Source organism: Sphingorhabdus lutea, from assembly GCF_001889025.1.
GTDB classification, from domain to species: Bacteria; Pseudomonadota; Alphaproteobacteria; order Sphingomonadales; family Sphingomonadaceae; genus Sphingorhabdus_B; species Sphingorhabdus_B lutea.
Genome location: NZ_CP018154.1, coordinates 577,985 through 591,852 on the forward strand (window position 1 = coordinate 577,985; position 13,868 = coordinate 591,852).

12 protein-coding genes and 1 tRNA gene are annotated in these 13,868 nt (G+C 46.3%); 8 read left to right on the top strand and 5 right to left on the bottom strand.

Annotated features, from left to right (window positions below; genetic code table 11):
• The first annotated feature begins 114 nt into the window (after positions 1 to 114).
• Genes LPB140_RS02835 through LPB140_RS02845 form a run of 3 tightly spaced genes read left to right on the top strand, consistent with a single transcriptional unit; the run spans position 115 to position 5,944 of the window.
• Positions 115 to 1,659 carry a type I restriction-modification system subunit M gene (locus LPB140_RS02835; protein WP_072560207.1) on the top strand — a complete coding sequence of 515 codons (1,545 nt, stop codon included), beginning with the start codon at positions 115 to 117 and terminating at the stop codon, positions 1,657 to 1,659.
• Positions 1,656 to 2,843 (top strand): restriction endonuclease subunit S, encoded by a 1,188-nt coding sequence (locus LPB140_RS02840; RefSeq protein ID WP_072558583.1) that lies wholly within the window; start codon positions 1,656 to 1,658, stop codon positions 2,841 to 2,843. The genes LPB140_RS02835 and LPB140_RS02840 overlap by 4 nt, the downstream gene beginning before the upstream one ends.
• Complete coding sequence (locus LPB140_RS02845; protein ID WP_072558584.1) at positions 2,843 to 5,944, top strand: type I restriction endonuclease subunit R; 3,102 nt, start codon at positions 2,843 to 2,845, stop codon at positions 5,942 to 5,944. Before LPB140_RS02840 ends, LPB140_RS02845 begins: the two co-directional genes overlap by 1 nt.
• 141 nt (positions 5,945 to 6,085) lie before the next feature.
• On the opposite strand, the gene LPB140_RS02850 is transcribed toward LPB140_RS02845, so the two are convergent.
• Positions 6,086 to 6,177, bottom strand: a tRNA-Ser gene (locus tag LPB140_RS02850).
• 357 nt (positions 6,178 to 6,534) lie between these two features.
• Here LPB140_RS02850 and LPB140_RS02860 point away from each other — a divergent pair.
• Positions 6,535 to 7,251 carry a DUF1134 domain-containing protein gene (locus tag LPB140_RS02860; protein ID WP_232223440.1) on the top strand — a complete coding sequence of 239 codons (717 nt, stop codon included), beginning with the start codon at positions 6,535 to 6,537 and terminating at the stop codon, positions 7,249 to 7,251.
• A gap of 438 nt (positions 7,252 to 7,689) precedes the next feature.
• On the opposite strand, the gene LPB140_RS02865 is transcribed toward LPB140_RS02860, so the two are convergent.
• From LPB140_RS02865 to LPB140_RS02875, 3 genes are read right to left on the bottom strand one after another with little or no spacing between them, the layout of a single operon-like run.
• A complete protein-coding gene (locus LPB140_RS02865) occupies positions 7,690 to 8,304 on the bottom strand; it encodes a riboflavin synthase (RefSeq protein ID WP_072558587.1) in 615 nt (204 codons plus the stop codon).
• A 21-nt stretch (positions 8,305 to 8,325) separates the two neighbouring features.
• Positions 8,326 to 9,309 carry a bifunctional diaminohydroxyphosphoribosylaminopyrimidine deaminase/5-amino-6-(5-phosphoribosylamino)uracil reductase RibD gene (gene ribD, locus LPB140_RS02870; RefSeq protein WP_232223441.1) on the bottom strand — a complete coding sequence of 328 codons (984 nt, stop codon included), beginning with the start codon at positions 9,307 to 9,309 and terminating at the stop codon, positions 8,326 to 8,328.
• Positions 9,309 to 9,779, bottom strand: a complete 471-nt coding sequence (locus LPB140_RS02875; protein ID WP_072558588.1) for a hypothetical protein — start codon at positions 9,777 to 9,779, stop codon at positions 9,309 to 9,311. The genes ribD and LPB140_RS02875 overlap by 1 nt, the downstream gene beginning before the upstream one ends.
• A gap of 180 nt (positions 9,780 to 9,959) precedes the next feature.
• Between LPB140_RS02875 and LPB140_RS02880 the strand changes: the two genes are divergently transcribed.
• Complete coding sequence (locus tag LPB140_RS02880) at positions 9,960 to 10,322, top strand: hypothetical protein (protein ID WP_156874109.1); 363 nt, start codon at positions 9,960 to 9,962, stop codon at positions 10,320 to 10,322.
• Positions 10,323 to 10,376: 54 nt separating this feature from the next.
• On the opposite strand, the gene LPB140_RS02885 is transcribed toward LPB140_RS02880, so the two are convergent.
• Positions 10,377 to 11,429: a sigma-54 interaction domain-containing protein gene (locus tag LPB140_RS02885; RefSeq protein WP_072558590.1), complete on the bottom strand. Its 1,053-nt coding sequence runs from the start codon at positions 11,427 to 11,429 to the stop codon at positions 10,377 to 10,379.
• Positions 11,430 to 11,821: 392 nt separating this feature from the next.
• Here LPB140_RS02885 and LPB140_RS12425 point away from each other — a divergent pair, with 392 nt between their 5' ends.
• The 3 genes from LPB140_RS12425 (at position 11,822) to LPB140_RS02900 (ending at position 13,858) form a co-directional block, all read left to right on the top strand.
• Positions 11,822 to 11,962, top strand: a complete 141-nt coding sequence (locus tag LPB140_RS12425; RefSeq protein WP_198024152.1) for a flagellar biosynthesis anti-sigma factor FlgM — start codon at positions 11,822 to 11,824, stop codon at positions 11,960 to 11,962.
• A 175-nt stretch (positions 11,963 to 12,137) separates the two neighbouring features.
• Positions 12,138 to 12,896, top strand: coding sequence for a sigma-70 family RNA polymerase sigma factor (locus LPB140_RS02895; protein ID WP_072558592.1), 759 nt, complete (start codon positions 12,138 to 12,140; stop codon positions 12,894 to 12,896).
• A 71-nt stretch (positions 12,897 to 12,967) separates the two neighbouring features.
• On the top strand, positions 12,968 to 13,858 hold the full coding sequence (locus tag LPB140_RS02900; protein WP_072558593.1) for an alpha/beta hydrolase: 891 nt from the start codon (positions 12,968 to 12,970) through the stop codon (positions 13,856 to 13,858).
• The last annotated feature ends 10 nt before the right edge of the window (positions 13,859 to 13,868 follow it).

The following is a 13,868-nucleotide window of genomic DNA, read 5'->3' on the forward strand; positions in this document are numbered from 1 at the left end:
ATCCACTATGATATTTTACCATATCGCACAGGCATAATATAGATGAAGCTTGACTAACCCTTTATTCAGAATAATGAATATCCCTGTGTTAAAATATTGGAAAAGAGAAAAAAAGTGACTGGGCATCAACAACGCGACGAATTGCACCGTAAAATCTGGGCAATTGCCAATGAGGTGAGGGGCGCGGTTGACGGATGGGATTTTAAGCAATTCGTACTTGGCGCACTTTTTTATCGCTTTATCAGCGAGAATTTCACGACATATATTGAGGCGGGCGACGATAGCGTCAACTACGCGGCGATGTCCGACAGCGCCATTCCCGATGCGGTGAAGGTCGATGCGATCAAGACCAAGGGTTACTTCATCGCGCCAAGCCAGCTGTTCACCAATGTTGCAAAACATGCCAATAACAACGAAAGCCTCAATACTGACTTAGCCGCGATATTCAAGGCCATCGAAGGATCCGCCAATGGGCATTCGTCCGAAGAGGACATTAAGGGCCTGTTCTCTGACTTTGACACCACCAGCAACCGGCTGGGCAACACGGTGAAGGACAAGAATGCGCGGCTGGCGAAGGTTCTTAAAGGGGTGGAGAGCCTGACCCTCAAGTTTGAAGACGCCAAGGGCGACCTGTTTGGCGATGCCTATGAGTATCTGATCTCCAACTACGCCGCCAATGCGGGCAAATCGGGCGGGGAGTTCTTTACCCCTGAGCACGTTTCCAAACTGATCGCGCAACTGGCCGTGCACGGGCAGAGCAGCGTCAACAAGATTTACGATCCAGCCGCCGGATCAGGCTCGCTGCTGTTGCAGGCCAAGAAGCATTGCGGCGATCACTTCATCGAAGACGGCTATTTCGGGCAAGAGATCAACTACACCACCTACAACCTTGCCCGCATGAATATGTTCTTGCACAATATTAATTATGACAAGTTCAACATCCAAAACGGCAATACGCTGGAACAGCCGCACTTCCTTGATGAGCGGCCCTTTGATGCCATCGTCTCAAATCCGCCTTATTCGGTCCGGTGGAAGGGGGACGAAGATCCCACGCTGATCAATGATGATCGCTTTGCGCCTGCTGGCGTGCTGGCCCCAAAGTCAAAGGCGGACTTTGCCTTTGTGCTGCACGCGCTGCATTATCTTTCGCCCAAGGGGCGGGCGGCCATCGTTTGCTTTCCCGGCATTTTCTATCGCGGCGGGGCAGAGCAGAAAATCCGCAAACATCTGGTCGACAGCAATGTGGTGGAAAGCGTGATCGCGCTTGCGCCCAATTTGTTTTTCGGCACCACAATTGCGGTCAACATATTGGTGCTGGCGAAGAACAAGCGTGACTCGAAAATCCAGTTTATCGATGCCAGCGGCGAGGAGTTTTTCGCCAAGAAGACCAACACCAATGAGATGAGCGATGCCCACATTGCCCGCATTTTGGAGATTTTCGCCAGCAAGGCGAATGAGCCGCACATTGCCGAGACGGTTGACCAGCAGCGCGTAATTGATGCGGATTATAATTTGTCGGTCAGCGCCTATGTCGAGCCAAAAGACACCCGCGAGGTGGTGGACATAGCCAAGCTCAATGCAGAGCTAAAAACGACTGTTGCGAAGATTGACCGGCTGCGCAGCGACATTGATGCGATAGTCGCGGAGATCGAGGCGTGAGCGAGGCGCGCTTAAGCGATTTGGGCTTCCTTGAGAAGCTGCTCGATGGCGCTGAGGTTGAGTGGGTGCCGCTGGGGGAATTGACAACCGTCAAGGCGGGACAATCGGTCAGCAAGAATTTAATTGCCGAAAACCCCGGAGATTTTCCAGTCATCAACAGCGGGGTTAAGCCGCTTGGCTATGCTAATGTGTGGAACACCGAGAACGATCCGATTGGTGTTACTACAAGGGGCGCTGGAGTAGGTTCCATCACTTGGCAGGAAGGGAAGTACTTTCGCGGAAACCTGAATTATTCTGTCAGTGTGAAGTCAGGCGCCAGCTTGGCCGTCAGATTTTTGTATCATCTACTGCTTGAGATGCAGACCGAGATACATTCGCTTTGCACCTTTGATGGGATTCCGGCGCTCAACGCCGGAAGGCTGAAGGGTCTGTCGATCCCAATCCCTTGCCCGAAGGAGCCGGAGAAGTCGCTGGCGATACAAAGGGAGATTGTGCGGATTTTGGACAGCTTCACCCAGCTGACCGCCGAGCTGACCGCCGAGCTTGCCATGCGCAAAAAACAATATAACCACTATCGCGATAGTCTCCTGACCTTTGAGGATGGCGAGGTTGAGTGGAAGACTCTTAGTGAAGTTTTTGAAATGCGCGCTGGTCACCACATTAAAGCGGCTGAAATCGAAAGCCAAGCTAGCGAGACCCACCCCTTCAAATGCTTCGGCGGTAACGGCGTTAGAGGTTTTGTTCGCAACAAAAGCCATGACGGCGACTATCTGCTGATTGGTAGGCAGGGCGCGCTATGTGGCAATGTCCAGCGAGTAAAAGGCCCTTTCTATGCGACTGAGCACGCTGTCGTTGTCACGTCGAGCGAGGTGATCAACGTTGATTGGGCCTATCATTATTTGACGGTCATGAACCTTAACCAATACAAGTCAAAGTCAGCGCAGCCCGGCTTGGCTGTTGGGAAGCTTCTGGGCCTCAAAATTCCTGTGCCGCCAATCGAGGACCAAGATCGAACAGCATCCATCCTCGACAAGTTCGACACACTCACCACCTCGCTCAGCACCGGCCTGCCCCGCGAAATCGAGCTGCGGCAAAAGCAATATGAATATTATCGCGACCTGCTCCTAAGCTTCCCCAATAAATCGGGGCCCAAACCAGCCGAAACCACAAAGGCAGCGGCCTGATGACCGAGCAAACAAAGCCCATAGCGGAATCGAAAAACTTCATCGTCCTAGACAATTACACCAGCGATTGGACCGCGGCGGATCATTATCAGAGCGAGGATGGGTTAGAGCGCGAACTGATCAAGGACCTGACCAATCAGGGTTATGAGTTTTTGCCTGCGCTCACCACGCCCGAAACCATGCTGGCAAATGTGCGTGTGCAGCTGGAAGAGCTTAATCATGTGACCTTCACAGATGATGAATGGGCGCGCTTTGTCGCCACCTATCTCAACAATCCCAGCGACGGGATTATCGACAAGACCCGCAAGGTGCATGACGATTACATTCACGATTTCGTTTTCGACGATGGCCGTGTCCAGAATATCTACCTGTTCGACAAGGGCAATATTGCCCGCAACAAGGTGCAAGTCATCAAACAGTTTGAGCAGACGGGAACACATCTCAACCGTTATGATGTGACGATCCTTGTCAACGGCCTGCCGCTGGTGCAGATCGAGCTGAAGAAGCGCGGTGTGGCAATCCGCGAGGCGTTTAACCAAATCCACCGTTATAGCAAGGAAAGCTTTAACAGCGAGGCTTCGCTCTACAAGTTCGTTCAGCTCTTCATCATCTCCAACGGCACCGACACGCGCTATTTCGCCAACACGACCAAGCGCGACAAGAACAGCTTCGACTTTACCATGAACTGGGCGAAGGCGGATAACGGGCTGATCAAAGACCTGAAGGACTTTACCGCGACATTCCTGCAAAAGCATACGCTGCTAAACGTCCTGCTGCATTATTCGGTATTTGATGTGAGCAACACGCTGCTGGTGATGCGCCCCTATCAGATCGCGGCAACCGAGCGTATCCTTTGGAAGATCAAAAGTTCCTACAATGCCAAGCATTGGAGCAAGCCGGAAAGCGGCGGGTTCATTTGGCACACCACCGGATCAGGCAAAACGCTGACCAGTTTTAAGGCCGCGCGGCTGGCGACGGAACTGGATTTCATCGACCGGGTGTTCTTTGTGGTTGATCGCAAAGACCTCGATTTTCAGACGCTGAAGGAATATCAGAAATTCTCGCCCAATAGCGTGAACGGTTCGACAAATACGGCGGCGTTGAAACGCAATATGGGGATGACGGATAAGAAAATTATCGTCACCACGATACAGAAGCTCAACAATTTGATGAAGAGCGAAGGCGACTTGCCCGTTTATGACGAACAGGTGGTTTTCATTTTCGACGAATGTCACCGGAGCCAGTTTGGCGAAGCGCAAAAGAACCTGAAAAGGAAATTCAAACGGTTTTACCAGTTCGGCTTTACCGGCACGCCAATCTTTCCAAAGAACGCATCGGGCTGTGAAACAACGGCGAGCGTTTTTGGCAGCGAGCTGCATTCATATGTCATCACCAATGCGATCCGTGATGAGAAGGTTTTGAAATTCAAGGTCGATTATAACGATGTTCGCCCGAAATTTCGTGACATAGAGAAAGAGCAGGATGAGGCGAAGTTAAGCGCGCCTGAAAATAAAAAGGCCCTGTTGCATCCTGAACGAATTAAGGAAATTTCGCAATATATCCTGAACAATTATCGACAAAAGACGCATCGTTTGAGCCATGGTGACAAGGGATTTAATGCGATGTTCGCCGTCAGCAGTGTGGATGCAGCAAAGCTATATTATGAGACATTGAACAAGCTACAGAAGGGCCGCGACAAACCACTTAAAATCGCGACAATCTTTTCATTCGCTGCCAATGAAGAGCAGAGCGCCATTGGCGAAATCGGCGATGAAAGCTTTGATGTGTCTGCTATGGATAGCAGTGCTAAAGAGTTTCTGAACGCGGTAATCCGCGACTATAATTTAATTTTTGGCAGTAACTTTAGCACGGACAGTAACGGTTTTCAAAATTACTATCGTGACCTTGCCAATCGGGTGAAGTCGAAAGAAGTCGACCTTTTGATAGTTGTGGGTATGTTCTTGACTGGATTTGACGCGCCTTCGCTCAACACACTTTTTGTTGACAAAAATTTGCGTTATCATGGGCTTATTCAGGCGTATTCACGAACCAATCGCATTTTCGACGCGACCAAGACGTTCGGCAACATCGTGGCATTTCGTGATCTTGAGCAAGCGACCATCGAGGCAATCAAGCTATTTGGCGACAGCAACACAAAGAATATAATATTGGAAAAGAGCTTCAAGGAATATATGGAGGGCTTTTCAGATATCGCGTCTGGAACGGCAAGTAGAGGGCTAAAGACCATTATTGCCGAACTGGGCGAACGCTTTCCTGATCCAAGCCAAATTGAGAAGGAAGCTGATAAAAGGGATTTTGCGAGACTCTTTGGTGAATATTTGAGGGCAGAAAATGTGCTTCAGAATTTTGACGAATTTGTCGCTTTGAAGGCGTTCCAGAATGTCAATCAGAGCGACATAAATGCTGTGGAGGCGTTCAAAGCTAAGCACCATTTGAACGATGAGCAGGTTGCGGACTTTTCGTCGGTAAAATTGCCAAATGAGCGAGTAATTCAGGACTATAAATCAACATATAATGATATTCGCGATTGGTTGAGAAACCAGAGGGAATCTAATGCTAATGAGGAGATTATACGCGATTGGGAAGATATTGTATTTGAAGTTGATCTTTTAAAATCACAGGAGATCAGTCTCGATTATATTTTGGTGCTGCTGCACGAAAAGAATTCCGGCACGACCAATAAAAAAGATCTGATCGAAGAGGCTCGCCGCTTAATTCGGGCAAGTCTGGAGCATAGAGCCAAGGAAGGTTTACTCGTAGATTTCATCAATCAGACAAATCTAGCGGAGATTAAAGCTAAAGAAGATATAATAGAAAGCTTTTATACTTTTGCACAAGGTGAACGACAGAGGGAGTTCGAAGATCTGGTAAAGGCTGAAGGTCTTAATTTAGAGACAGCCCGGCGCTATATCAACAGTTCACTAAAGCGAGAATATGCTAGCGATAACGGTAACGATCTGAACGAGATTCTTCCGAAAATGAGTCCCCTCAATCCAGAATATATGACAAAAAAGAATATTGTATTCCAAAAAGTTTCAGACTTTGTAATAAAATATAAGAAAGTAGGCGGTAAGATTTAATCGCAGGCCATCACCATTAATCAGTTTATAGTCTTTATCCTGTGGTTTTGCTCCCTTTACCCGTGCATCTGATAGTCCGTTGCCCTCACATTGTCCACAAAGTGAGGCTTATGATATAAAATGGTTTATTTAGCAGGTAAATGGCGGACACGGAGGGATTCGAACCCTCGAAGGACCGTGAGGCCCTTGCCTCCTTAGCAGGGAGGTGGTTTCAGCCGCTCACCCACGTGTCCAATATCGCGTTGATGCGGTGCAGTAACAGCGCCTATAGCGGGCCAATCGCTTCGCTGCAATCCGTCTATTGCCCAAATATGCAAATAATTTGCTTTTTTTATAAAATTATACCGAAAATCACCATTTTTCACTCATTTGGGCGCAATATCGAGTCATATGACCGCGATTTTCTTGCCCAGCTTTACCCGCGCGGCCTATGCCTATATATTGGTTCTAGCGGCGTTAATAAATTGATGGTTAATCTTATTAGCTGTAAGCAAAGCCCGAATTATTTCAAAGGATGAGTGACTATGGCAAAAAATATTTTTCGCAATTTGAGCAAAAAATGCGCAATTATCGCGGCTATAGCCCTTGGCATGAGCAGCGCGCCAATTTTGGCGCAAGTCGCCTCCATTGATCCAAATGATGTGTATAATAGTGACCTGCCTCCGCCAGTTGATGGGCAAAGTGGCAATGCGGCACAAAATGATACGCAGGAAAATAGCGCGCAAAATAATGACCCACAAAATAGCCAAGAAGGACAGGGCGATGGCAGCCAGACCGGCCCGGATTTTGGCGATGCACCGGCATCAACCACGACCGATCCTGATCAAAATTACCAAAATGATGATTTAATCGGGGCTGCCGAGGGTGTATTTGGCAAGGGCGCAGAGGGGCTGGCCAAGTTAATTGAAGATATTTTGAAAAAGCAGGGGCAACCCAATGCATATATTGTCGGGCGTGAGGGCGGCGGCGCATTTATTTTCGGTGTGCGTTATGGTTCGGGCACTTTGCACCATAAAATAGAGGGCGAACGGCCCATATATTGGACCGGACCATCTATTGGTTTTGACGCTGGGGCAAATGCGGGCAGCACCTTTATTTTAGTATATAATTTATATGATACAGAAGATGTGTATAAAAGATTTCCCGCTGGGGAGGGTGCGGCATATTTGGTTGGCGGGTTTAACGCAAGCTATGTTCGCAAGGGCGACATCGTCCTTATCCCCATCAGAATGGGTGTGGGGGTAAGATTGGGCGTGAATGCCGGATATTTACGTTTTTCCAAAAAACAGCGCTGGCTGCCATTTTAATTTTCAGACCGGTTTTTCGATAAGTTAGCATAGGGTTGATGTGAATTCCCACTTTCGCGGGAATGACGAAGAAGTGATGCTATTGTAATGATGTTAATATTTTACTGCTTTCTATTTGGAGCAGGAATGACGTTAATAATTTAAGTGACACAAGTTACGACGAACCCGTCATCCCCATGAAAATGGGGATCCATTAGCTTATGAACAATATAATTTTCGTTTGCAGTTATTGAACTGGATTCCCGCTTTCGCGGGAATGACGACAGAGCTAAGGGAGTGACGTGTGTTAGGCGCGTGAATAATAGGCGGGAGAGAATAAGCCTGTTAATATTATCCCCGCAAATCCAGTTTTCTTTTGGCCCGTATTTAGCTTCGAAAATCCAGTTTTCTTTGTGGTCGGATTTAGCTTCGCAAATCCAGTTTTCTTTGTGGTCGGATTTAGCTTCGCAAATCCTCCATGCGCTTTAAATATCGGGCGAGTACATCAATCTCCAAATTAACTTCTTGCCCCTCTTTAATATCGGCAAAGCTGGTTACTTCGGCTGTATGTGGGATGATGTTAAGCATGAAATAATGCCCATCCTGCGCGTCCATTACACGGTTCACCGTCAATGATATGCCATCCACTGTAATCGACCCCTTTGCCGCGACATAGGGGGCAAGCTCATCGGGCATTTTCACGGTAACCCCTAAAGAACCACCTATATTTTCAATTTTGGTAATGCGTCCCACGCCGTCAACATGGCCGGTAACAATATGACCGCCCAATTCATCCCCCACGCAAAGCGCGCGTTCCAAATTTAACTTTGCCCCAACATGCCACATGGCCGAGCTGGTGCAATTTATGGTTTCATCCGACACATCAACGGAAAAATATGGGCCATTATCATCAATCCCCTTTTCCACCACGGTTAAGCAAACACCGGAACAGGCAATGGACGCGCCGATGGTGACATTATCCATATCTTGATGACAATTTATGGTCACATGCGTGTCACCCATCTTTGTCATTTTATTTATTGTTCCAATGTCGGTGATGATACCGGTAAACATAATTATTTCTCTTTATCCAGATTATACCAAATGTTCGGCCATGCGGTCATATATTTCCAACCGATCATTGCCAAGCATATATTGACCGGCCATTCGCCACCGGCCATGCGCATCGGCCAAATCGGACAATCCCATATCGCCAATGGATAATTGGCGCGACCCCATGATAATCGGAGCGCGGTAAATCATTATCCTATCGACAAGGTCATTTTGCAAAAATGATGCCGCACATTCTCCGCCGCCTTCCAATAATAACCAATTATCGGGCAGTAAATTTACATCATTGGGGGCACAAATATGTCCCCAACCATCGGGCGCATTTTTGCCCATGATAATTTTACGTGGCGCGCGGTCGTGCAACCCCATTAACCGAACATCCAAAGCAGGGGCGTCCGCACGAAATGTGCCCGCGCCAATTAAAATAGCATCATGCCGCGCGCGCAGGGCATGAACATGGCGGCGGGCTGCATCGCCCGTTATCCATTTGCTTTGTCCATTATCACGGGCAATTGCCCCATCAATCGACATGGCCAATTTTAAGGTGATAAAGGGGCGTCCCTTTTCCTGTTGGGATAAAAATCCGGCCATAGAAGCGCGGCTTTCATCCTCTAATATCGGGGATATAATCTCTATATCATGCTGGCTCAATCGTTCCAGTCCCTTGCCACGCATCCTGTAATCGGGGTCAACCGCGCCGCAGATAAGCCGCTTTATCCCGCTATTTATAATTAAGGAACAGCAATTTGGGCCGCGCGGGCTTTCATGCGTGCATGGTTCTAATGTGCTATATAATGTTGCGCCCTTGGCTGCTTCGCCCGCCTGTGCCAATGCCATTGCCTCGGCATGGGGGCGCCCGCCCGCCATTGTATAACCGCGCCCAATAATGATATTATCTTTAACAATAATAGCCCCGACATTGGGGTTGGGATGGCTTATCCCCTGTCCTCGATGGCCCAGTGATATTGCCGCACGCATATATTTATGATGCTGATGTGCATCCGACATTATTTTGACCCAGAGGATGGATTTTTACCATTCACTATCTCGGCCTGTTTTGGTTCAGGCTGCTTTTTTTCTTTTGCAGCTTTTTCGGCGGCGGCCTTTTCATCTGCGGCTTTCTCCGCAAGTGCCTCTGCCTCTATCCGTTCCACATCCATTCCCGAAGCGCGGCCAATCGCCTTAAACGTCTCTTTTCTTTTTTCCGCAGCGATTCGTGCCTTTTCAGCATTGATTTTATAATCGGCCAAAATTTCTTCACGTGAGCGTTCAAGCGTCCAGTTTTTAAAATATATTACCTCTGGCGGGGGAGGCAGTGATTTTTCCTTTGCATCAATATGCAAGGCAAAAAGCAATATTCCCGGCGGCAAACATGCCATAAAAAATAATAAAGGTTTATATTGACGGCGCACACGTAAATAATGCCATAAATCGGCAATGGCGTTTGTTGGTGTGGTGACATCTTTAAAAATCGACATAATCGTTAAATAAGGCCCATTGGCAAAATTGCAAAGCGCTTAGTTAAACAAAAATGAAGCAGTGCCGTTTAAATAATTGAAGCCGGCGGATCAGATATTGGATTTTGCCTTAAATTATTGCGAAAATAAATGGACATAATAAGCATGGCCTTACCAAAGGAATATCGACCAAGTCACGCCATGGCAGGCAGACATCATCGCCATGCGTTGGAACTTTCTGCCCTGTTAAAGGGGTTAGAGCCCCATGCTGCGTCGGAAATTTTGCATGATGAGTTGAACCATATTTTGACCCTGATAAAAATGGGAAGTCATCCAACCCAAAAAGCATGGCGTGAACAATGGCGCGACAATCATCTGGCACGTGGACAGGCGGTGCTTACCGCGTTGATCGCGCATATGGAGATGAGCAGCGATGCGAGCAGCGATTTATTGATCCAAATTTATCAATCCATGGCGGTTAATCTGCGCATCATTGGACAGAAAAATGATGCTGGCCTGTTGGATCAATTGATTTTAACCGCAAATAAATTGGCGGTGGATTAAATATAAAATTTCATTTATTTTCGCCCAAAATATCAGGCATAATGCAAAAATAATTTAGGCAATTTGCAAATCATATCGGCGCATTTTTTCCACCAAAGTGGTGCGTTTTAATGACAACATCCTTGCCGCCTCTGCAATCACCCCTTCACAATTATTCAATGCCTGTTGAATACGTTGCTGTTCCAATTCCTCAACCAATTCACGAAGATTGACCGGTTCGCCGGCATCTTCATCCATATCGATATTGTTAAATTCTTCTTGAACAAAGGGTTTAAAAGTTGGTGCGGATTGATTTGGTTGATTATCCGGTTTTTTACGTGGTTTTTGCACGATAAGCTCTGATGCGCTAAATTCATCCAATATTTCACCTGAATGGAAAATCTGCGCCCGCTCCACAAAATTGCGCAATTCACGAATATTGCCGGGCCAGTCATAGCTTTTTAACAATTTTTCCGCCTCGATTGACAGGGTAAATCGGCGCGATTTGGGATGTTTCTTTTGAAAATGTTCAACCAATAAACCAATATCCTGTGCGCGTTCTTTTAATGTCGGCACATCAATAACCACCACGCCCAAACGGTAAAAAAGATCCGCTCTTAATCCGCCCTTTTCAATTGCACAGTCAATATCAATATTGGTTGCTGATATAATCCGCGCATCGGTTTCAATTTCGGATGCTGCGCCAATGGGCCGTATCCTGCCATCTTCCAACACTCTTAATAATTTCACCTGAAGCGCGGGTGACATTTCGCCAATTTCATCTAAAAATAGGCTGCCTTTATCCGCTTGCTTAAAACGCCCAATTTGATTGTCAATGGCGCCTGTAAATGAACCTTTTCTGTGTCCGAACAGCTCACTCTCCATCAATTCAGAAGGAATGGCCCCGCAATTTATCTTAACCAATTCGGCATGATGGCGGCTGCTTCTTTTATGAATTTCTGCCGCGACCAATTCTTTGCCTGTGCCCGATGGGCCATTTATCAATATGGGGGCATCGCTTTGCGCGACCTGTTCAATGATATGACGCAGACGCTTTGCTGGTAAAGAATTGCCAATAATGGAGGAAATATATTCCTGTTCCATATCATAATTATTTACATTTACCATAGCAACCATCCGCAGCACATGCGATAAAAAAGCATGTAATTTAATGAACTTACGCCATTAAAATCGCCAATTGAAGTAAACAAAAGATTAAATGATTTTAACCCCCTCAGCAGATAAGGGGAATAATATATCCATATTGGAGCTTTATTTTTATAAAGCCCAGAGGGGTAGGCATTTTACATGATTATACATATCCAATTTGGATGTAATAATTTTCATCATGCATAAATAATTGGGCAATTTTTGATAAAAATATATAAATTTGCCGATAAGAATGCCGTTATCCCCATATGGAAATAATATCTGCACAACGTCCTTACACTCCCTGCGATGATAAATCAGCATTAGGAGCAGTGCCACTAACAAATAAAGGCCCAGAGGCAGGCGTAAAAATGAAAAATGAACCAGCATCCGACAATGACGCAAAATATGATGAGTTGATGAAGGTACGCGAGGCTATTTTGAACGGCGATTATCAGATTGATGCAGATAAAATTGCCGGCATCCTTATCCAAAAGGATTTGGTGTCATAATTTTGACGCTTTGCATTTTTCCAATTATAATTTTATTACGCGGCATCAAAAAATCTCGCATAAATATCGGTAATATATAGATTTTTTATAATTGGCACAGGCTGTGCTTTTTCACTGTTGATGATAACAAGATGAAAAGGACCAGCAAGTGAGGGACCAAAGCCAATTAGAAACCATGACCCGGAAACAGGATGTTCAAACATCCCATAAAGAGGGACAGGTAATAAATTCCACCAATTTAAATAATAAAGAAATTGAAGTTATAATCGCCCAATATCGCCCCTTGGTCCGGCGCATTGCCAATCAGGTGCAGCGACAATCGGGAAATATGCATGATTTTGACGATTTGGAACAAATTGGTATATTGGCATTATTTGAAACATTAAAAACAGGCGCCGATATTGGCCCGCAATTTCCTGCCTATGCTCGGATGCGGGTGCGCGGCGCCATGATGGATAATTTACGTAAAACTTCGACCATCAGCCGATCAGCCATTGCAAAAAGACGTGCCTTGTTAAAATGCCGCAATGAATTGGAACAACAACGTTTCCGTTCCATCACCAGCGACGAAATGGCCGCCGAAATGAATATGGATGCCGCCAGCTATCATCAAATGGAATGGGAAAGCCAACCCGCCGACATGTCCTCCATCGATGATATTTATCATGAAAAAAATTCCGATTTTGTTGATGATGAGCTGGATAGTTTTGAGCTGCTGGAAAAAAAGCAATTGCAACAAATATTGGCCAGCCTTATTGGCGGATTAAAACCAAGGGAAGCTCAAATTTTGCAGCTTTATTTTGTTGATGAATATGGGTTGGAAGAAATTGGCACCATCATGGGTGTGGGTTCGGCGCGTATTTGCCAGATTAAAAAGGCAGCATTGAATAAATTGAAAAATCAGCTGCACGAAAAAATTGGCAATCATTATTAAACCCGCCATTAAAGCAAAGAAATAGTCCGATACGCTCTTGATTGCGGGATAGAGCGCCGTCATAAGGGCGCATGATAAAAAATATCTTTTTGTTGCTTGCCATTATTGCCGTGGGCGTTGGTATATGGTTTTACACTTTATCCGGCCCAATGAAGTTAAATATGGCCGACAAGGCATGGCCCGCAGAATTGGGCATGATTAAATCGGTGCAAACAATAAATTATGGCGATGATTCGCGCCAAAAATTGGATATTTATCAAATTGCGGATGCGAAAGTGCGCGTCAATGGACAAGATAATTTTGATAAAAAACCGGTATTGATATTTTTCCATGGAGGCAGCTGGTATCATGGGGAGCGGGAGGGATATGCCTATATCGCCCGCGCATTTGCCAAATATGGCATAATGACGGTGATTGCCGATTATCGCAAATATCCCGATGTTCAATTTCCCGATTTTGTAAATGACAGCGCAGCCGCCATTAAATGGACGCGGCAACATATCGCGAAATATGGCGGAGATCCCGATAATATCACCATTTCAGGACATAGCGCAGGTGCGCATTTATCCATGCTTGCTATATTGGATCCAAAATATATGGGCGATATTACTTATATTCGCGGCGTCATAGGGATTGCAGGGCCATATGATTTTTACCCCTTTACTTCGGATTCGGCCAAAAATGCGATGGGCCATTGGCCAAAGCCAGCCGAAACCCAGCCAATAAATTATACGCGCGCCGATGCCCCGCCTATGTTGTTATTAAGCGGGGATAATGATAAATTGGTCAGCCCACGAAACAGCAAGTCGCTGGCCGCTGCGTTACAAGAAAAAGGCGCAAAGGCAGAGGTGAAAATTTATCCCCAAATGGATCATTATGAAATCATCATGGCCATTGCGTTGCCCTTTCGGGGCAAGGGCGCTGTCCTTGACGATATGGCCGCATTTATAAACAGAAAATAATGGACAGAAA